This window comes from Candidatus Formimonas warabiya (genome assembly GCF_002777255.1).
GTDB lineage: Bacteria > Bacillota > Dehalobacteriia > Dehalobacteriales > Dehalobacteriaceae > Formimonas > Formimonas warabiya.
Genome location: NZ_CP017634.1, coordinates 1,803,664 through 1,822,552 on the forward strand (window position 1 = coordinate 1,803,664; position 18,889 = coordinate 1,822,552).

The 18,889-nt window shown below is 45.8% G+C and carries 25 protein-coding genes; 6 read left to right on the forward strand and 19 right to left on the reverse strand.

The window, feature by feature from the left end; translation table 11 throughout:
- Positions 1-271: 271 nt before the first annotated feature.
- Positions 272-778 carry a GNAT family N-acetyltransferase gene (locus tag DCMF_RS08555; protein WP_236860223.1) on the reverse strand — a complete coding sequence of 169 codons (507 nt, stop codon included), beginning with the start codon at positions 776-778 and terminating at the stop codon, positions 272-274.
- A gap of 278 nt (positions 779-1,056) precedes the next feature.
- On the opposite strand from DCMF_RS08555, the gene DCMF_RS08560 reads away from it, so the two are divergent.
- Positions 1,057-1,782: a hypothetical protein gene (locus tag DCMF_RS08560; RefSeq protein WP_214659201.1), complete on the forward strand. Its 726-nt coding sequence runs from the start codon at positions 1,057-1,059 to the stop codon at positions 1,780-1,782.
- 133 nt (positions 1,783-1,915) lie between these two features.
- Here the strand turns inward: DCMF_RS08560 and DCMF_RS08565 are convergent, their stop codons facing one another.
- The 4 genes from DCMF_RS08565 to DCMF_RS29140 all read right to left on the reverse strand — a co-directional run bounded on the left by DCMF_RS08565 (position 1,916) and on the right by DCMF_RS29140 (position 3,685).
- The gene (locus tag DCMF_RS08565; RefSeq protein WP_148134042.1) at positions 1,916-2,362 is read right to left on the reverse strand and encodes a hypothetical protein; all 447 of its coding nucleotides are present in this window, start codon (positions 2,360-2,362) and stop codon (positions 1,916-1,918) included.
- Positions 2,363-2,383: 21 nt separating this feature from the next.
- Positions 2,384-2,896 (reverse strand): hypothetical protein, encoded by a 513-nt coding sequence (locus DCMF_RS08570; RefSeq protein ID WP_148134043.1) that lies wholly within the window; start codon positions 2,894-2,896, stop codon positions 2,384-2,386.
- Between the two features lie 231 nt (positions 2,897-3,127).
- On the reverse strand, positions 3,128-3,436 hold the full coding sequence (locus DCMF_RS08575; protein ID WP_148134044.1) for a hypothetical protein: 309 nt from the start codon (positions 3,434-3,436) through the stop codon (positions 3,128-3,130).
- A 75-nt stretch (positions 3,437-3,511) separates the two neighbouring features.
- On the reverse strand, positions 3,512-3,685 hold the full coding sequence (locus tag DCMF_RS29140; RefSeq protein WP_214659202.1) for a hypothetical protein: 174 nt from the start codon (positions 3,683-3,685) through the stop codon (positions 3,512-3,514).
- A 237-nt stretch (positions 3,686-3,922) separates the two neighbouring features.
- On the opposite strand from DCMF_RS29140, the gene DCMF_RS30050 reads away from it, so the two are divergent.
- The 3 genes from DCMF_RS30050 to DCMF_RS08585 all read left to right on the forward strand — a co-directional run bounded on the left by DCMF_RS30050 (position 3,923) and on the right by DCMF_RS08585 (position 5,159).
- The gene (locus DCMF_RS30050; RefSeq protein ID WP_257790951.1) at positions 3,923-4,054 is read left to right on the forward strand and encodes a hypothetical protein; all 132 of its coding nucleotides are present in this window, start codon (positions 3,923-3,925) and stop codon (positions 4,052-4,054) included.
- Positions 4,055-4,191: 137 nt separating this feature from the next.
- Entirely contained in the window at positions 4,192-4,380 is a 189-nt protein-coding gene (locus tag DCMF_RS08580; protein WP_148134045.1) for a hypothetical protein, read from the forward strand.
- Between the two features lie 338 nt (positions 4,381-4,718).
- A complete protein-coding gene (locus DCMF_RS08585; protein ID WP_148134046.1) occupies positions 4,719-5,159 on the forward strand; it encodes a hypothetical protein in 441 nt (146 codons plus the stop codon).
- A 65-nt stretch (positions 5,160-5,224) separates the two neighbouring features.
- Here DCMF_RS08585 and DCMF_RS29145 read toward each other — a convergent pair whose 3' ends face one another.
- The 3 genes from DCMF_RS29145 to DCMF_RS08595 form a co-directional block, all read right to left on the reverse strand.
- Positions 5,225-5,371 carry a hypothetical protein gene (locus tag DCMF_RS29145; protein WP_214659203.1) on the reverse strand — a complete coding sequence of 49 codons (147 nt, stop codon included), beginning with the start codon at positions 5,369-5,371 and terminating at the stop codon, positions 5,225-5,227.
- A 124-nt stretch (positions 5,372-5,495) separates the two neighbouring features.
- On the reverse strand, positions 5,496-6,311 hold the full coding sequence (locus DCMF_RS08590; protein ID WP_335582398.1) for an ABC transporter permease: 816 nt from the start codon (positions 6,309-6,311) through the stop codon (positions 5,496-5,498).
- A gap of 7 nt (positions 6,312-6,318) precedes the next feature.
- Positions 6,319-7,281: an ABC transporter ATP-binding protein gene (locus DCMF_RS08595; RefSeq protein ID WP_148134047.1), complete on the reverse strand. Its 963-nt coding sequence runs from the start codon at positions 7,279-7,281 to the stop codon at positions 6,319-6,321.
- 159 nt (positions 7,282-7,440) lie between these two features.
- On the opposite strand from DCMF_RS08595, the gene DCMF_RS08600 reads away from it, so the two are divergent.
- A complete protein-coding gene (locus DCMF_RS08600; protein ID WP_148134048.1) occupies positions 7,441-8,319 on the forward strand; it encodes a hypothetical protein in 879 nt (292 codons plus the stop codon).
- An 18-nt stretch (positions 8,320-8,337) separates the two neighbouring features.
- Here DCMF_RS08600 and DCMF_RS08605 read toward each other — a convergent pair whose 3' ends face one another.
- From DCMF_RS08605 to DCMF_RS08640, 8 genes are all read right to left on the reverse strand, one after another.
- A complete protein-coding gene (locus tag DCMF_RS08605; protein ID WP_335582399.1) occupies positions 8,338-8,745 on the reverse strand; it encodes a DnaJ family domain-containing protein in 408 nt (135 codons plus the stop codon).
- Between the two features lie 279 nt (positions 8,746-9,024).
- Complete coding sequence (gene metK, locus DCMF_RS08610) at positions 9,025-10,215, reverse strand: methionine adenosyltransferase (RefSeq protein WP_148134049.1); 1,191 nt, start codon at positions 10,213-10,215, stop codon at positions 9,025-9,027.
- A 21-nt stretch (positions 10,216-10,236) separates the two neighbouring features.
- Positions 10,237-11,436, reverse strand: a complete 1,200-nt coding sequence (gene coaBC, locus DCMF_RS08615) for a bifunctional phosphopantothenoylcysteine decarboxylase/phosphopantothenate--cysteine ligase CoaBC (protein ID WP_148134050.1) — start codon at positions 11,434-11,436, stop codon at positions 10,237-10,239.
- Positions 11,437-11,516: 80 nt separating this feature from the next.
- The gene (rpoZ, locus tag DCMF_RS08620; RefSeq protein ID WP_214659204.1) at positions 11,517-11,720 is read right to left on the reverse strand and encodes a DNA-directed RNA polymerase subunit omega; all 204 of its coding nucleotides are present in this window, start codon (positions 11,718-11,720) and stop codon (positions 11,517-11,519) included.
- On the reverse strand, positions 11,713-12,360 hold the full coding sequence (gmk, locus tag DCMF_RS08625) for a guanylate kinase (protein WP_148134051.1): 648 nt from the start codon (positions 12,358-12,360) through the stop codon (positions 11,713-11,715). The genes rpoZ and gmk overlap by 8 nt, the downstream gene beginning before the upstream one ends.
- Positions 12,341-12,622: an extracellular matrix/biofilm regulator RemA gene (gene remA, locus DCMF_RS08630; RefSeq protein WP_148134052.1), complete on the reverse strand. Its 282-nt coding sequence runs from the start codon at positions 12,620-12,622 to the stop codon at positions 12,341-12,343. The genes gmk and remA overlap by 20 nt, the downstream gene beginning before the upstream one ends.
- Positions 12,623-12,641: 19 nt before the next feature.
- Positions 12,642-12,950, reverse strand: a complete 309-nt coding sequence (gene mihF, locus DCMF_RS08635; RefSeq protein WP_148134053.1) for an integration host factor, actinobacterial type — start codon at positions 12,948-12,950, stop codon at positions 12,642-12,644.
- A 22-nt stretch (positions 12,951-12,972) separates the two neighbouring features.
- Complete coding sequence (locus DCMF_RS08640) at positions 12,973-13,851, reverse strand: YicC/YloC family endoribonuclease (protein WP_148137807.1); 879 nt, start codon at positions 13,849-13,851, stop codon at positions 12,973-12,975.
- 245 nt (positions 13,852-14,096) lie between these two features.
- On the opposite strand from DCMF_RS08640, the gene DCMF_RS08645 reads away from it, so the two are divergent.
- Positions 14,097-15,830 (forward strand): Rqc2 family fibronectin-binding protein, encoded by a 1,734-nt coding sequence (locus tag DCMF_RS08645; protein WP_148134054.1) that lies wholly within the window; start codon positions 14,097-14,099, stop codon positions 15,828-15,830.
- A 233-nt stretch (positions 15,831-16,063) separates the two neighbouring features.
- Here DCMF_RS08645 and DCMF_RS08655 read toward each other — a convergent pair whose 3' ends face one another.
- The 3 genes from DCMF_RS08655 to DCMF_RS08665 are packed head-to-tail and all read right to left on the reverse strand — an operon-like array spanning position 16,064 to position 18,810.
- Positions 16,064-16,873, reverse strand: a complete 810-nt coding sequence (locus tag DCMF_RS08655) for an ABC transporter permease (protein ID WP_148134056.1) — start codon at positions 16,871-16,873, stop codon at positions 16,064-16,066.
- Between the two features lies 1 nt (position 16,874).
- Positions 16,875-17,729, reverse strand: coding sequence for an ABC transporter permease (locus tag DCMF_RS08660; RefSeq protein WP_214659205.1), 855 nt, complete (start codon positions 17,727-17,729; stop codon positions 16,875-16,877).
- Positions 17,722-18,810 carry an ABC transporter ATP-binding protein gene (locus tag DCMF_RS08665; protein WP_148134058.1) on the reverse strand — a complete coding sequence of 363 codons (1,089 nt, stop codon included), beginning with the start codon at positions 18,808-18,810 and terminating at the stop codon, positions 17,722-17,724. Before DCMF_RS08665 ends, DCMF_RS08660 begins: the two co-directional genes overlap by 8 nt.
- Positions 18,811-18,889: the final 79 nt, after the last annotated feature.

Here is an 18,889-nt window from a genome sequence, read left to right on the forward strand (position 1 = left end):
AACGGATAAAAGTACCGGGGTCTGACAATTTTGATGTGCCAGTGCCTGCATCTTTTTCAAATTTCGGGCACCAGAAAACTTGGCCTGTGCCAAGCCTCTGGCGATGGCGGAAGCCTTAGTTGCACTTATACTTTCAACCCTTTGAAACTTATTAATTCTGAAAGTATGAAAAAAGATGCCCCTGGGAGATCCCTTGCATCCGGTCTACCCATGCATCCTTAATATTTATCCTTATTTACCTTTAAATGACCCTCCGGTTCGCCAGGTTCATTCAGGAATTTTCCGGTTCTCCCCTAATTTGTTTTTTCATGAAATAATTTAGAAAAATCTCCCCTTGATAGGGCTTTTGCTGTTCCCTCCATACCACATATCCCCGCTTGAGAAAAAATGGTTGGGCTGTAATGGAAGCTTCAGTATGAATTTCTTGCAGGCCTGCATAGAAAGCATGCTTTTCAATCTCCTCTGCAATCGCCGTGGCGATTCCTTGCCTTTGAAAATCCTTGTGCACAAATAATTTGTCAAAACAACCGCCATTTGTTAAATCCCCAAAACCGACAATGAGTCCCTTCATTTCTGCAACAATGGCATAATTGTTTTCCAATGAACCTTTCCATCTCTCTTTATTTTCCCTCTTCGGAGCCCATGCATCAAGCTGGGCAGGAGAATAATCCCGGCAATTAATATAATGTACCGTTTCGTAAAACAGTTTCATGATTTCTTCATAGTCTTTTTTTGCATACCGTCTAATCACCATATTCCTTTGATCAACTACTTTCATGATTGGATCCGTTCTTCCTTTTTCAGCCCCTGCTACTCATTATATACCTCTTTTCCGGCTTCATTTCAAGCGTATCTTCCCGCCCAATAAACGTGAAGAAAACGATATGGGTTCTCTCTTTTATAAAAATCGATACCTCCCGCTTTGTTTAGGAGGAGGTATCGCTCATGAATATGTTAATAAGTTAAGTGCCTGGCACCAAAACAAGACCGCCCTTTATGCGCTTTTTCCTGCTTCTGGCACGGATCATTCTCACAATAATGATGATGTTTATGTTTATGTTTGTGGTGATGATGCTTATGTTCTTCCTCCTGGGCACCCACGTATCCACACTGGCTCTGGTACGCATCACCGTAATGTTGTTGTTGGTGATGATGTTTTTCCTTGTGTTTGTGGTGATGATGCTTATGTTCTTCCTCCTGGGCACTCACGTACCCACACTGGCTCTGGTACACATCACCGTAATGTTGTTGTTGGTGATGATGTTTTTCCTTGTGTTTATGGTGATGATGCTTATGTTCTTCCTCCTGGGCACTCACGTATCCACACTGGCTCTGGTATACATCACCGTAATGTTGTTGGTGGTGATGATGTTTTTCCTTGTGTTTGTGGTGATGATGCTTATGTTCTTCCTCCTGGGCACTCACGCATCCACACTGGCTCTGGTACGCATCACTGTGATGATGGTGGTGATGATGTTTTTCCTTGTGTTTATGGTGATGCTGTTTATGTTTTTCCTCCCGCTCGCTCGCGCATCCGCACTGGCCTTTATACGCTTCATGGTGGTGGTGCTTATGTCCCATTGCATTACCCTCCTTTCATCGATGTGTTCTAGCAATACATACTATGCTTTTACCAATCAATGGGACACAGCCTTATTTAAAAAAAGCTGGATCAGGGCAAGCGCGATTTATCCCGCAAGGGAAAAAATATTTTTTATAGGACGTACAAAAATTCGCCCTCCGCAATATATTATTCCGACCGGGAAACAGGCATTCTGGTAAAGGTGTGTCCCCCATGTAATTTTATCAAAGTAATCAACCTTGATAGCTGCTTAACCGGCTGCCCCGAAAATTACAGGCGGGATCACCCGAAACTAAAAGCAGTTGGTTTTTCCCGAAAACCAACTACTTAAGGTCAGTAATTTTTGATCCTCCTAGTCCCCTTTATTAAATAAAAAGTAGCTAAGAAGCCAAATACCCCATGGGAAATTAAATCAAAGAGGACTTCCCAGTCCGCACGAAGCAGAATCGGCCTTAGGGATACCAGATTGGGAATCACAGCTACGTGAACGGTCCATAAAGCCAATGCGAAACCCACCCCTTTGAGATAAGGATAATCCATACCAAACCGCTGAAAGATCATCACTAAAATAACACCGGCTAGGGCGCCGGCCAAAAAATGGATGATTATACTATACATAAACCGTAAAGCTGTTACTTCTGCAAAGGGAAACAGTAATTGAGAAATATAATGTTCCGTCATGCTGGCTCTAAAAAATAGATAGCCCAAAAGATGAATAATATCATCACCTGCAGTGCCGATGAGCCCCCCGATGGTTCCCCTGAGTACGGTATCTCTCACGATTTGGCATACCTCCAAATTTTATTCTCTCTCGTCCGTTAATCTATGCAGAGGGCAGCTAAGCACAGAGGGTTTTGGTTTAAATAAATCCTTGTTTCCCAGCGTGATCACGGCTAGGGAAGAAACGACTCCCCAGAGAGTGCTTGTCAAACTTAAAGTCATGTTCGTCCTCGGATCACGGGGATAGGTTTTGCCCGGCCCGATATTGGCAATGATGCCGCGAAATGCCCCCATGCCAATGAGGCCGGTAAGGCCGCCTTTGACCAGGTAATAATCTTTTCCGGTAAATGACAATAAATAGACCAAAGGAATTCCTAATAGGGAGGACATGACAAAGTCTGCCCCCGCGCCAAAATGCATGCCCGTCCTGCTGCGCACTTCTTCTCTTGGCATAAAAATTCCCCCGATGATTTCCCCGTATCTTTTTGTTTCAATTCCTTTCCGAAAAAGGATTTCATTGAACACAGATTTAGGAATATTTCCTATAAACCCGCCCACTAAGCCAAGCATAATCCGGTCAGTAATCTTTTTCATGACATCACCCCAAGGATATTTTTTCCCGTCTGAGAAAGATTTATTTAATAAAAAAGCCTTCTGGGCTTTTTCCTGATCCTGACACCGGCGCCGGATTGGGGAAAGTCCAAAAGGCATCACATTTTCTCATTATCGCCTCTATGATAGGGCCTGCGAAAAGCATTGATTTCTCCAGAGCAGGAAAAACTTGTCTCGGCAAGGTTTTGGAAATTGCCGGGGGCAAAGACCCTTTTACCAGATATGTCCGTTTTGCCGGTAAACAGTGATCGCTTGAAGATTGGCATTAATTTGTTCCAGTCTTTGGCGAAGAGTCTCCATCTCCCGTTCTTTTTGCTGCTGCTGATTCCGGATGGAAGGCATTTCTACTTCTACCTTGTCTATTTTCCTGTTTAAGGCTTCCTCCAACACCTCGCAGCGAATTTTAAGCCTTTTTACCTGGTCTTTTAAATTTCTCAGTTTTTCGCTGATGGTCCTTTGTTCTCCGATCAAATCATATTCCCAACGTTTTAGCTCATCGGCAACAAGACAAATCTCGTTCACCCTCCTACCTCCTTCAACCTTTAGGAAGAATTCCGGCTAATTTTATCCCATCCCGTACCTTTTGGCACCTGGGATTTATTGCCTTCCGGGGCAAGGGCTTTTGAAATAATATCCGCATAATTCGCACTGATAGGCGTATTCCAGCAGCCCTTTTGCCATTGCGGCCAAGAGTGAGATACTGGGGCCACAGGTTTTCAGATGAGAACTATGGCATCTGGGACATGCCAATCCTTTATCCTGCTCATCCATACGTTCACCTCCCTTCCCCAAACATTCATCACCAGGAGGCAAAATCTTTCCCAAAGATTACATCAGGGCCCTTTCCTCTTCACTTTTTTTATTCTTATTGTACCTCCATTACCGCCAGAATTGAAGAGAAAAAAAGCAAGGAGAAGTTTGTCAGTAAATTAATTCTGTACCGACAAAATACGCAGTAGGAATAAAGTTCCAGATGTCGAACAACCCGAAACGAAAGGAGGTGAAAAAATGGCTGTAAACAAAAAAGAAGCGAAAGCTGCTCCCGCAGCATCGAAAGTTTCCAAGAATCAGGGCACCACAAAAACCTCAAAAACCTTAACGGCAGGTGCTTCTGCGCCGAAGACAAAAAAAGGAAAATAGCATGGTGTGTTTCTGGGCCACCCTTTTGGTGGCCTCTTTTTTTCCGGAGGTCAAAGAATGATTTTTCCGTGATAATTCAGGGGCGGAATGGGATAAACTATGTGCACATACCCGGGGAAAAAAGGAGCTGTATCAGGGTGGCCTATAAAAAACCGTTTGGGGATGATTTATCCGGCCAGGAAAATAATGTGAACTCCGTTGCCAGACGTGTATCCATGGCCTTTGAAACCGCTGAAGATGATCTATCCACGGAAAGAACGAAACAAAGGGGAAAAGATGAAGAGTCTCTGAAGAAAAAGTCCTGGCTTCAGAGACTGTTAGGGTAGCATTGAATACCCCGGGTATGTTCTCTTTGGTTCATTCGACTTCCCATCCGACATTTTATTTAAAATAATTTTTTTATTGAAAATTTTCTAAATTCACTAGCAATTATTACATGTCCGTGCTATAATTTACAGTAGCAATAAATCAATCCTCTTTCTGCAACCTCCTTTTAGGAGGTCTTTTTCTTTTCAAAAGAACAGCCGCCTCTCTGAGGCAGCTGTTTTTTTCTTTTTGGTTTCAAATTTAGGTGAATACATTTTTCGATTACACAAATATTATTACCATGTCAACCCGTGCATCCATCCCATCGAAGCAATGGAAAACTTCTGGAGTGATCATTTTGAAAAAAGATATTATTATCGCAGGCGTATTAGGGGGAGCCGTGGGAAATATCGCTAAATTGGCCCTGGCTTTTATTTTTCATTATCTAGGCTACATTGACTATTCCTTCGGGCACATCGCTGCCGGATATTTTATCCCCTCTACCAATATTAACGATACCCTTTCTCTGGTAAACGGCTATATCAGCGATTTTGGTTACGCCGGCGGGCTGGGCATATTGCTTTTACTGATTTTGAGGTCTACCGGTTTTTCTTTCGCCGCTGTAAAAGGCCTTTTATTGGGCAGTATGATTCATGTTCTTAACAATGGGGTCCTGCTCTTTTCCAATATTAACGGACTCCCTGAGCTGACACCTTTAACCCACTTTATCCTCTTGTTTCCCACGATGCTTTTCGGCTTAACCACCTGCCTGTTTCTGAAACGCTTTTATAGGAGGTGATCCCTGCGGCAAAAGGCGTCCTTCCTTAGGGCAATAAGGAAGGATACGCCAATTGGCGGACAGTGCTACCAGCGGATGCCCCGCCTGATCATTTTGGGCGGGCGGGCAATTCTTTCCTGGACAAAAATTTTGTTTAAAAAGCCCAGAAGGAATCTGAAAGCCAAAATTGCCGCCCAAATATTGCTCCTGAACCATTCACCGATACTTTCCATTTTGTATCACCTGCTCATACCGATTTTCCAGGCCCGTTTCTTTTCCCTTTACTCTATTTTATGTTTATTTCTCGGAAAAAAGCCCTGGTTTTATCGGGTAAAAAAATGCCTCTATTTTGCTTTTCTATTGAATTAGCCGATTCTTCACCAGCACCAAGGGCAGTCTGATCGTAAGCAACAAAAACAGGGCCAGCCAGACCAGGTCGCCGATCATGGCCCCCCTAACCTGTCCTAAAATCAGCGGTCTGATTACTTCCACAGCATGATACAAAGGCGTCAACCAGGGAAGAAAACGAATCCCGGCCGGTAAATTGTCGATGGGGAAAAAGACTCCCGCAAACAAAAACATGGGCGAAATAAAAAGGGTAAAAAAATAGCCAAAAGAATCATAATTGGGCGCAAAGCTGGTCCAGATCAGGGATAGCACCGAAAAAACAGCCACCATTAAAGCCAAAGGGATGGGAAGGAAGAGGGCCCAAAATGATTTCACCACACCAAACATGGCCACAACGGCAAAAAACACCATTCCATACAAGACACCTTTAAAGGTGCCATACAGGATTTCACCCATAATCACATCATCCATGCTTACCGGGGTTGCCACCATGCCATGAAAGGTTTTTTGAAAATTCATCCGGGTGAAACTCCCGTAGGTCATTTCGTATGTGGTGGCAAACATGGCGGAAGAGGCAATCAGGGCCGGGGCCAAAAAATCCAAATAGGAGAGGCCGTTGACTTGGGTCACATAGGTCCCCAGGCCAAAACCCATGGCCCACAAATATAAGACAGGTTCTACAAAGTTAAACATAATATTTGCTTTCCAGGTTTTTTTGAACACGACCATGTTCCGATAAAACACGCGCACCACCAGGGGCCAGGATAAATCAGGGCGCCTGGTAAAGCCTTTGAGCAAATGCCTTTTTTCTCTCATCTTGATCATTTTTCCCTTATTCCTCTTCCTTCCCCAGACTTTCTCCGGTCAGTTTCAGAAAAACATCTTCTAAATTTGTCGGTCTCAGCCTGCTGTAATGAATCATGATCCCCCATCTTTCTGCATTCGCCTGTAGCCGTCGCACAAGTTCCTCCCCCTCATTGGTAAAGAAGACTAAATCATCCCCCAACCTTTGCCTGGCCAGAATCAGTTCCCCTGAATTCTCGGTGAGGGAGCCTTCTAAACTTGAGTCGATCTCCAATTCCAGGGCTTCCTTGCCGACATGGCGTTTCATTAATTCCAGCGGCGTACCGTGGTCCAGTATTTCTCCCCGGTAGATCACCAGGAGCCGGTCGCACAATTGATGGGCTTCTTCCAGATAGTGGGTGGTGAGAAGCAGGGTGGTACCTGCTTCTTTTAATTTGCGCAGGCGCTGCCAGACCAGATGCCGGGCATAGGGATCCAGCCCGGTGGTAGGTTCATCCAGAATCAATAATTCCGGCTGGTTGATTAAGGCCCGTCCAATGGTCAGGCGTCTCTTCAGTCCCCCGGACAGGTGATCCACCACAGCATCGGCCTTATCAGACAGCTCCATAAAGGCCAAAATATCCTGAACCCGTTTTTTTGCTTCTTGCCGATTGATTTTAAAGTAACCGGCATAGATCAAAAGGTTTTCCGTGACGGACAGATCCGGATCCAGATTATCCTCTTGGGGAACCACCCCGATCCTGGCCTTCGCTTTTCTGGCGCTGACCCGAATATCGGCGCCGAAAACCTCCAGGGTTCCGGAGGTAACCGGAGAAAAGCCGTAGATCATCTTGGCGATGGAGGTTTTCCCCGCCCCGTTGGGACCCAGTAAACCGAAGCATTCTCCCCGGTATACTTCAAAATTTACTCCTTTTACAGCAGGAAAGTCACCAAATTTTTTTTCTAAATTTTGCGCCGCCACAATGGTTCTGCTTTTTAATTCATCCATCATTACTCCACCATTTGTCTTCCTTTTCGCCTGATTCGTTTTCATATATAATTAGATTTTACGTGTTTTAGAAAAATTCTTCAAACAAATTCCAGGGTAATTTTATCTTTTACTTAAATATTGTGCTTGCCGGCATGGAATAATATCCTTGAGGTGATCACTGTGGGCAGAAAAAGCTTATTATTTTGGAGTTTTATTATCCTATTTGCCTTATCCAGCACTTTTCTGGGCGGCTGTCGTAAAGGAGCCGAAAAAAAGCCTGCACCAAGCCAAGGAAAACAGGAAACCTCCCAAAAGCCAAAAGAACCGAAGGAATTAACCGCTATCAACAAAGAGATTGAAAGTATTCTGAAAGAGACCGAAAAGAAACTGGCCCTGCAAGATAAAACCGTTGGGGCGGCGTCTCAGAATAAACAAGACCAGGAATCAAAAACCTCCTCCCAACCGGGGGACAAAAAACAGGAGAGCCAACAAAAGAAAGAGGAGAAAAAGTCTCCGGAAAAAACCCTTCAAGATTGGTCCAAAGAAGAAAAAGCCATGGAGAACATTCATAAAAAGTGGAATTCCTTGGAAACCTCAGCGGTCAAAGCAGGGGCCGCCGATTCCTTAATTGAGGCATTTGAAACAGATTTAGATCGCCTGACCGGGGAAATTATGAAAAAAAGTATCCTGGGCACCCGCAATGCAGCCAATGAACTTTACGGAAACAGTACAAAAATTGCCAAGCTTTATCAAACCAACAACCCGCCGGATGTGGACATGATGAAATATTTTACCCGAAAATCCCTGCTGAATATGGAAGAAGATCAGTGGGAAGGGGCCCGAAAAAGCGTCCAGGATCTGGAAACCCAATGGGATAAGGTGAAACCCATGATGGATGAAAAAACCGCTAAGCTCATCGCCCCAACGGATTATTCCATCCATGATTTTGCCCGGTCCATTGAGCAGAAAAACAAAGATGTGGCCCAAATCAAAGGAGAAATTGTCCTGACCAACATTGATCGGCTCACCAAAGAAATCCAAAAGGCACAACAAAAATAAAAAGCCCCCCAGGGCTTTTTATTTTACCAGTTTGCCAAGGATGCCGGTGCGGTACTGATTCCGGGCGGCATTTCCCCGGTGTCTCTTTTCCATGAGCAAATCAAATCGGAGGATTTTCTGACGCACTTGCCTGGTTAAACTTTGCTTTTCCCCATCATCGGTACAGTAGTCAATCAATTCGTTTAAAGAGGCAATTTCCTTCCTCAATTCCATTTCTTCAGGAATCACATGGGCATTCTTTAGCACATGATACCCCATGCGCAAATCCTCCGGGATATGAGAGAGGTCTTCTATTTCCACCGGCTGGCCCATCAAAGCCAAATGATCAAACTCCCCTTTTTCCATGGCTTCCCGAATCTTTTGTTCCGCAATCTTCTCCATAATATCCATAGAGGTGATCATCTCCCCGCCATAAGGTGTCCTCAAAATTTTTTTCTCCTTAAAATAAATTGTAACTGATGAGGAGAATTTTTAAAAGTTAAAAATCAAGAACGGCTTGAACGCCGTTCTTGACAATTAACCGGAATCCCTTACCTGCCAATCTTCCCGCCTCTGGCCAGGCCTTTGCTTTTAGAGCTCCCTTTGGCCCTGTCATTGGAAGATTTGGTCAGATGGCTTTTATTTTTTTCCATCCCAGACACCTCGCTTCTTAATCCTTTCTTTATTGTGGCATCTGAAATTTTTTTTATGCTTGGTGGAAAAAAATTATATATTTTTGGCGCTTTCCTTGAGCTCGTCCACCTTATCCAGGCGTTCCCAAGGCAAATCAAGATCTTCCCGTCCAAAGTGACCGTAAGCGGCGGTCTGCCCATAGATGGGCCGGCGCAGGTCTAATTCCTTGATGATGCCGGCCGGACGCAGATCAAAATGTTGGCGCACCAATTCCACCAGTTTCTCATCACTGATCTTTCCTGTGCCAAAGGTCTCCACGGAAATGGAAACGGGCTGGGCCACCCCGATGGCATAGGCCAGCTGGATTTCACAGCGGTCGGCCAGTCCGGCGGCCACCAGGTTTTTGGCCACATGTCTCGCGGCATAGGCCGCGGAACGGTCGACCTTGGTGGGATCCTTGCCGGAAAAGGCGCCTCCCCCATGCCGGGCAAATCCCCCGTAAGTGTCCACAATAATCTTTCTTCCCGTTAATCCGGCATCACCCTGAGGCCCTCCAATCACAAAGCGGCCGGTAGGATTAACAAAATAGCGGGTTTTTTCATCCAGAAGAGCCGGGGGGATCACTACTTTGATCACTTTTTCGATAATATCCTGACGGATCACATCCAGTTCCATTTCCGGATCATGCTGGGTGGAAATGACCACGGTATCTACCCGCACAGGCTTGTCATCCTCATATTCTACGGTGACCTGGGACTTACCGTCCGGCCGCAAGTAAGACAGCTGACAGCTTTTTCTCAGTTCCGATAATTTCCTCGTCAGTTTATGGGCCAGGCTGATGGCCAGGGGCATATATTCCGGGGTCTCATTGGTAGCAAAGCCGAACATCATGCCCTGGTCGCCGGCACCAATGGCATCGATCCCCATGCCGGTCATTTCTCCGGTCTTGGCTTCCCAAGCCTTATTCACACCCATGGCAATATCAGGAGACTGTTCGTCAATGGACGTTAATACGGCACAGGTATCACAATCAAAACCAAATTTAGCCCGGGTATAGCCGATCTTTCGTATCGTTTCCCGGACAATCTTGGGAATGTCCACATAACAATTGGTGGTGATTTCTCCCGCCACCAGAACCAGTCCCGTCGTCACCGACGTCTCGCAGGCAACCCGGCCATAAGGGTCTTCGGCAAGGATGGCGTCAAGTACGCCGTCGGAGATCTGATCGCAAATTTTATCAGGATGGCCTTCTGTGACCGATTCTGAAGTAAAAAGTCTTCTCAATGATACCACTCCTTTGCATTCTTACCTATAATTAGCCAGCATCCTGATTTGGTCCAGAATAGCATGGGCTGTTTCAAGTTTCGTCATTTGGGGCAATTTGATGATTTGCCCTGCTCTGGTAATCATGGTCACAATATTGGTCGTGCCGCCAAAACCGGCCCCTTCCTCGGCCACATTGTTGGCCACCACCAGATCCAGGTTTTTCTCCCGCATTTTTTCTTGGGCATATCCGATCAGATTATCTGTTTCCGCCGCAAAACCGACCAAAAACTGGTTCTTTTTGGCTTGCCCCAGTTCCCAAAGAATATCCGGATTTCTTTCCAGCACCAGGGTTAATTCCCCGGCTTTCTTTTTTATTTTTTGGGCAGCCTGCTCTTTGGGGCGGTAGTCCGCCACGGCGGCTGTTTTAATGACGATATCCACCTGGGGATAGGCTTTTAATACCGCATCATGCATCTCCAGGGCGGAGACCACTTTGGTTATTTTTACACCGGCCGGGTCGGCGAGACACGTCGGTCCCGTGACCAGATGAACATCCGCTCCCCGGCTTTGCGCCGCGGCAGCCAAGGCATAACCCATTTTCCCGGTACTGTGATTGGAAAGAAAACGGATTGGATCCAAGGCTTCCCGGGTGGGCCCGGCTGTAACCAGTATGTTCTTTCCGGAAAAATCTGTTTTTGGATGCACTAAACCTAGCATCGCTTGTTCAATCACATCGATATCCGCTAAACGGCCTTTGCCTTCCGTACCGCAGGCTAAATGGCCCGTTGCCGGCTCCACCAGGTGATAGCCCAGTTGGATCAGCTTTTTGATATTATCCTGAACCACCGGATGAAGATACATATTGACATTCATCGCCGGAGCGATCAATACTGGGCAGGTCGCCGCCAGGACGGTGGTAGAAAGCATGTCGTCTGCCAGACCGTGGGCCATCTTTCCCAGGATATTGGCCGTGGCCGGTACAATCGCCATTAAGTCCGCTTTTTCCGCTAAAGATATGTGCTGCACATTCCAGGTTCCCGGTTCCGCAAACATATCCGTAACCACGGGATTCCCCGATAAGGTGCGAAAAGTTAAAGGATGCACAAAATGCTGGGCCGATGCCGTCATGATCACATGGATGTCATATTTTTTTTTCGCCAAGCGGCTCACAAGTTCCGCACTTTTATAGGCCGCAATTCCACCGGTAATGCCCAAGACAATGGTTTTTCCCTGAGACATCCGGCCACCTCCATACAGTCGAAAGTCTAAAGTCCAAAGTCTAAGAAGGTTCGACATTCGACTTTTGACTTAGATTGAAATTATTTTATTCCCGATTTCGTCCGCTCCCAGCCCACGTGGCCCTCAACTACTTCTTTTAAAGCTACGGAAACTGGATTGGTCCTGGTGCTGGTGCTTTCGGTCTGTCCCTCAGTCAGTTTACGGGCGATTTTTGCACTAATCACCACCAAGGTATACTTGGAATCAACTTTCTTCATCAATTCATCTAAAGATGGCTTAATCAAAAATATTTCCTCCTTTATGATTAAGACATGTGATATTCCTTGATACGCGGCACTTTTCCGCGGTAATGATGGCCATAATTTGGGCAGCGGCTTCTTCAATCCGGCTGTTGACCACGACATACTGATAACTGGCGATGGAGGCCAGTTCCTCGTCCACACAAGCCAGTCTGCGCCGAATCGTTTCCGCACTATCTGCCGCCCTGCCCTTGATGCGCCGTTCCAACTCCTCTTTTGAAGGAGGCAGGAGAAAAATAAATACTCCTTCCGGAAAAATCTCTTTTACTTTTAGCGCACCCTGAATATCGATTTCCAAAATAACGTCTTTTCCCTCACTTAAAGACTTTTCCACCGCGCTCCGGGGGGTCCCGTAAAAATTACCGTATACTTCGGCCCATTCCAAAAACTCGCCTATTTCTCTCCGGGCCAAAAATTCTTCCCGGGATAAGAAATAATAATTGACGCCGTCAATTTCTCCGGGACGGCATTTTCGGGTTGTCGCCGATATGGAGTAATTAAGTTTAGGAAATTCACTCCTTAAAAATGAGCATACCGTACCCTTGCCCACCCCAGACGGGCCGGACAGGACAACCAGCAGCCCCCTACCATTTAAGGGAAGCACTTTAATCCCCCGATTCTTCATTCTGATGATTTACTAAGTCGTCTTTTGCCGATAAACGGTGGGCCACGGTCTCCGGCTGAACGGCCGATAAAATAATATGATCACTGTCGGTAATAATCACCGCACGTGTTCTCCGGCCATATGTAGCGTCAATTAAAACGCCCCGGTCTCTGGCTTCCTGGATAATACGCTTGATGGGAGCAGACTCCGGGCTGACAATCGCCACGATCCTATTGGCCGACACGATATTGCCGAAGCCAATATTAATCAGCTTTATCTCCAAATTCCTGTCCTCCTGTTACTCAAGCCAATTTTTCCAACAGAAAGCTCTTTTGCCGGTGACCCAGACCTTGAATTCTCCTGGATTCGTCAATGCCGATGTCTTCCATGATTTTCTTTGCCGTGATCTTGCCGACCTGGGGCAGAGACTCTAAAAGATACTTCACGCGCATACGGGCCACAACTTCATTATCCAAGTCGTTCAGTAATTCTGTCAGCTTGATTTCACCAGATTTTAATTTTTTCCTCAGCTCCATCCGTTTGCTTCTCATCTCCTGCGCCTTTAACAGGGCATTGCTGCGTTCATCCACAGTCAGTTGTGGAACAGCCATGATTCATTCACCTCCAAATTTTTTATTCCAGATTCTGAACTTGCTCCCTAATTTTTTCCAACTCGCTTTTTACTTCCACGACAAACCGATTAATGGTAAGGTCGTTCGCTTTCGACCCGATGGTATTGATTTCCCGATTCATTTCCTGGCCTAAAAAGTCAAGCTTGCGGCCAATGGAATCACTACTGGCCAGGATGCTTTCCATTTGGTCCAAATGACTATTCAGTCTCACCAGTTCTTCCGCAATGGAAGCGCGGTCGGCAAAAAAGGCGACCTCATTGGCCAGTTTGGCCTCATCAATCTGTACTTCTGCGAGCAAATCCTGCACCCTTTGTGCCAGTTTATCCCGGTATTCCTGAACCACCAAAGGACTTCTCTCCTCAATGCGTGCCACCAGATTCCCAATCCCGCTGCGCCGCCTGAGCAAATCCTCGGCCAACTTTTGACCCTCCACTGCTCTCATGTCCGCCAGGCAGTCCACCGCTTTTTCTACAGCTTCCCGGACGATGGGCCATACCGCCTCCAGGTCATCCTCTTCATCCTCCAGGGTCATGACCCCGGGTAGTGTAGAAATACTCACCAAGTCAAATTTTTCCGGAATATTGCACGCATCTGCTAATTCCCTCAGTGCATTATAATACGCCAGCCCTAATTCTTTGTCAACCTTTACCAGGCGTTTTTTCTCACCTGTTTCCTCTAAAGATAAAAAAACATCCACCCGGCCCCGGGTGATCTTCTCCTGGATCATCTTTTTAATCCGTTCCTCTAGAGGAAGCAGTTGCTTGGGCATCCGTACCACGGTCTCTAAAAAGCGATGATTGACAGATTTTGCTTCCACGGTAATTTTCTTGTCGGCTGAAGCAGCCTCACCCCGCCCATAGCCGGTCATGCTTTTTACCACACCAGTCAGTCCTTTCGCCGTCAAAAAATTTTTCCCCGCCTTGGATGCGGAAAGATATGTCTTTTCTACCAGATAGTATTTACACAAACTTGTTTATTCTACTCGTAATAATAAAATCCTTTATTTCCCCATAAATTCTCTTGCCAGGAACCTTTTCTCATTTTTTTACCAGGCAGGATGTTTCCCCGCTCTGGTCAAAAAAAACGGCCTGTGTTATACTACCTTTGAAATGGAGGGAAGGAATCATGGCTTTTGACGGATACGTGATGGCCGCGGTTACAGCTGAATTAAAGGAAAAAATTATAACGGGGAAAATAGTAAAAATCTATCAACCGGAAAAGCATATGGTGGTCCTGCGCATCAGAAAGGGTACGGAAAACTTTCAACTGCTCATCTCCGCCCATCCGGTCACGGGCAGAATTCATTTTTCCGCTCAACCCAAAGAAAACCCCCTTCAGCCGCCCCTCTTCTGTATGGTACTCCGGAAGCACCTGGAGGGAGGCCGCATCTCTTCCATTGAACAAAAGGGCCTGGAAAGGGTGCTCCATATTCAGGTGGACGCTTTTGACGAAATCGGGGAGCAGGCGAAAAAGCTTTTGGTGGTGGAAATTATGGGCAAACACAGCAACATGGTGCTGGTAGACCCGAAAGACGGCACTATCCTTGACGGTATTAAAAGATATAGCCACCTGGTATCCCGGCACCGGGAAATCCTGCCGGGGAGAGAGTATCTGGCCCCCCCGGATCAGAACAAACTGGACGCGCTGAAAACCGATGAAGAAGAATTCCGGAGCACACTTCTTTCTCTCTCTTTGAATACCAAAGTAAAAAACGCCATTGTCAACAGGTTTTCCGGCTTTTCCCCCTTGCTGGCCCAGGAAGTGATTTGCCGCGCCCAATTGCCGGACGGCGTTATGATTGACGTTTTAGGAGATTATGAACTGATCCGCCTTTGGCAGGCCATGCAAGAAATCATCTTCGCCGTAAATAAGCACGACTTTCACCCCACAGTAGCCCAAAGCCCGGAAAAGCTTTTGGACTTTTCCTGCGTGCAGCTGCTCCAATTTAATCCGGAGCATCTGCAAGAATTTCCCTACATGTCGGCGGCCTTGGATTACTTTTTCTCCCGGCAGGAAGAGGAAGAGCTTTTTGCCGCCAGGCAGCGGGAATTGTTGAAAGTGGTAAAAACCGAAATGGACCGGGTGGAAAAGAAGCTGTCCCTGCAGATGGATAAGCTCCGTGAAACAGAGGATATGGAACAACTGAGGTTGTGGGGAGAACTGATTACCGCCCATATCTATCAACTGTCCAAAGGGATGGAAACAGCGGAGCTTGACAACTTTTATCAACCCGGAGAAAGGATACGCATCCCCCTCAATCCGCACTATTCTCCCTCGGAAAATGCCCAAACCTATTTTAAAAAATACAATAAAGCCAAATCATCGAAGATATTGGTTGAAGAACAAGTTGCCAAAAACCGGGAGGAACTGGATTATTTGTACTCTGTAGGGTCCTTTCTGGAGCAGGCCCGGACTTTAAAGGACCTGGAAGAAATCCGGAGCGAACTGGTTGATGCCGCCTACTTAAAAGAAAAGGCTCAAATAAAAAAGGGGAAAGCCAAAGAACCTGTTTCCCAGCCCTTATCTTTTACCTCTCAAGAGGGCTATACCATTCTAGTGGGGAAAAATAATAAACAAAATGACTTATTGACTTTGAAGATGGCCCAAAAAGACGACCTGTGGCTGCACACAAAAAATATCCCCGGCAGCCACGTGATCATCCGGCGCCAACCAGGGCAGGAAATCCCCTTCGCCACCATGGAAGAAGCCGCCAAATTGGCGGCGTTCTACAGCAAAGCAAGATATTCCTCCCAGGTGCCGGTGGATTACACCCTGGTGAGCCAGGTGAAAAAGCCTAACGGGGCCAAACCGGGAATGGTGATCTATTTTGAGCAGAAAACCCTTTACGTCACACCGTAAAAGCGGAGTCCTAAGGTTTGAAGAAGCCGATTCTTATTTCAATATAAATAAAATTGACTTGGCTAATACCAAGTCTTATTTTGAATGATGCCTTTTTATCCATTCCGCGACATCTTTTTCCTTCATTACTCTTTCTGCAGTTCTAAATCCCAAATCAATCAATTCTTGTTGCGTGTACGCTATTTTTAAAAGAACCGTCCCCACGTCTTTCCGTCTTTCTGATTCAAATCCTTCTATTTCGAATTAACACCGGTTACCCCGGACAGGCCGAAGAACTTATTCATAAAGAGTACAACAATAATGGTAAAGATGATTAAAGTAACGCTCATAGCCGCTAGAATCGGGGAATATTGGTAGAGTAAATACTGATAAATCTCTATAGATAAGGGATAGAATTTTGGTTTTGACAAGAAAATAGAAATGTTAAAATCATTCCATGACGTGACAAAGGCCAATAACCAGCCGGCGAAAAAGCCAGGTTTGATCAAAGGAAGCAAAATACTCATTACCACCCTAGTCGGTTTTGCGCCCACACTCATAGCTGCCTCATCCAATGATAAGGGTAACGATTCCAGATTTGCCGCAATTGTCCTTAAGGGGAAGGGTATCGTTAATAAGATATGGCCGAAAAGTAAAATCCAGATCGGTTTAGCCCCAAATACCATATAGGAAATTTGATAAAGGGCAAGACCAGCAACAATTGACGGTATAAACATCGGGGAGAGCATCATTCCATTTACGATTGACCTTACCTTCCCTGTGCAGTAACGCAAGCCCATTGCCGCTGATAATCCTAAAAGTGAGGAAGTAATACTGGCCAGTAAACCGAGGACCAAGCTTACCAGGGCAGCCCTCGTAAACTCCGAATTGCCGGCTAGTTCCCCATACCATTTGAGGCTAAAACCGTCCGGCGGGAAAGTCATTTTAACCGGGTTGAAGGAGGCCCCTGTCACCACGATCAATGGCGCCAACATCAAGATCACGGATATGATCATTATTACGACAATAAATTTCCCAAAGCTGCCGGGTATCACTTTATTCATATTATCGACTCCCCTTTCTCTTACCGTAATATAGACGGTTGCTCAACATGATCGACGGTATAATAAAAAGCATACAGGTCACCAATAGCATCAGACCCAGCAACGCGGCAAAGTTAAAGTTGCCGACCGACATTGACTGGTCATAGGCAACGACTGCCAGCATCCTTACTTTACCACCGCCCAACATGGCAGGGATTGCATACCCGCCGGCATTTAAGGCAAAGGACATCAACAATCCGGACATGACGCCCGGCATACTTAAAGGGAAAGTAATGGACAAAAAGGTCCTGAAAGGCCTGGCACCAACGCTGTAGGCTGCTTCCTCGAGAGATGTCGGCATGGATTCCAATACGCCCACCAGCGGCAGAACAATAAAGGGTATGGTAATCTGAACCAAACCTATCAGAACGCCAAGCTCTGTAGCCAAGAATTTTATCGGCGAACCTATCAGTCCCAGAGTCAAAAGCGCTTCATTAATTAGGCCATGATCAGACAAGAGTATACGCCAGCCAAAAACCCTGATGATAACGTTAACCCATAAAGGAACAATAGAAAGTATCAAGAGCAGCGTCTTTATATTTTTGTTTTTGGTTTTAGCAATATAGAGTGCGACCGGATAGCCCAAAATCAATGCCAAAATTCCTGATAATATGCCTTGCTTGATGGAAATCCACAAGACATCTTTTAAATAGTATGAATCGGCAAAAAAGCGCTGGTAGTTTTCTAATGAAAGAGCACCGGTTGAATTGGAATGAAAGGTAAGGATGATCATATAGATCATGGGGATAAACAGGGCTGCCGCCAAAAAAATACTAGGGATTGTGAGAAAATACCTAGCGGTGCGATTATCACTCATTTCTCTCCCTCCCCTCTTTTGAGACAAGGGCTCCTTTAATAATACGCAACTCCACTTTATCACCAACCGCATATTCCTTGGCTCCGGAAGATGCGATCCCCAACGTAATTTGAGAGTTATCTAAGGCGATCGTATAACGCATTTCTTTTCCTTCAAAAACAGCTATTGTAACCGTACCTGTAAGCTTAGTTTTTCCATCGTTTTCAAAATTGGCGAAAACCACATTTTCCGGACGCAGTAAAAGATACGCTTCTTTTTCATTGAAAGATAGATTTGTAACAGGGACTACCAATTCCTGCCCGTCCAGATTGATCGCCGCTTTGCCGTTGCCCAAACTATGCACTTTGACCGATACCATGTTATTGGTACCTAAAAATTTAGCGACAAAGACGTTGGCAGGTCTTTCGTACAAATTACGAGGATCGGCGATCTGTTCGATTTCACCGTTGCACATAACCACTATCCGGTCGGACATAGTCAAGGCTTCCGTTTGGTCGTGGGTGACATATATCGTCGTAATACCTAGCTTTTGTTGCAATAAGCGTAGCTCGACCCTCATTTCATCTCGCAGTTTTCTGTCTAAATTGCTTAACGGCTCATCCAGAAGTAGAATGGTCGGATGTAAAGATATAGCCCTGGCTAAAGCCACACGCTGCTGCTGGCCACCGCTTAGTTCAGCGGGCACACGTTTTTCAAACCCGGAAAGCCCCACCAGGTCCAAAGCCCATTTGGTTCTTTCCGTGATTTCATTAGGTTTAATTTTTGCAAGTTTAAGACCAAAAGAAAGATGCTCTTCTACATTTTTATGCGGCCATAAAGCATAATTTTGGAATACCATACCCAGACCCCGCTCATAAGCTGCCAATTTGGTGACGTCTTTACCATTAATAAGAATAGACCCGGAATGAGGCGCCAGAAAACCCGCTACTATACGCAAAAGAGTGGTCTTACCGCAGCCGCTCGGGCCGAGAAGCGTTAAAAATTCGCCGTTTGGTATATCCAGATTGATACCTTTTAAAACCTCGTTGCTCCCAAAACGCATTCTTATGTCTTTTATCGATACTAACGTTTTTTCTGTCAAGATAATCCCTTCTTCCTATAGCGTTAATAATAATGCGATATAGTGATGCTGCCGGCAACACTCGGGAGTAATGGAGAAG